We start from the raw sequence: 262 nt of genomic DNA on the forward strand, positions 1-262 counted from the left end.
GTCTGGCAGAGCGGAATCTTGCAACGCTCGCACCGCTTCGAGCTGGCCGTGTAGCGTGCCGTAGTTGATCGGCTTGCCGGTGTCAGCATAACGCTCCAGCAGCGGCGCAATGATCATTGCCGAGCGTTGGTCGTTGGCTATCAGGTTGGCCCGTAACCCAGCACGGCTGACATTGGTGCGTAGCTCATTGATGGCCCGAGCGGAGCCGTCATAGGTGTCCGGCATCACCGGGCCGCCACGAAAGCCCTCTTCGGTCACCTCG

1 pseudogene is annotated in these 262 nt (G+C 62.2%); it reads right to left on the reverse strand.

The features are described 5' to 3' along the window. A pseudogene (locus tag SB786_RS36665) lies at positions 1-262 on the reverse strand (RND family transporter); the annotation flags it as partial.

The organism is Burkholderia sp. SIMBA_062 (assembly GCF_046534765.1).
Classification (GTDB): Bacteria; Pseudomonadota; Gammaproteobacteria; order Burkholderiales; family Burkholderiaceae; genus Burkholderia; species Burkholderia ambifaria.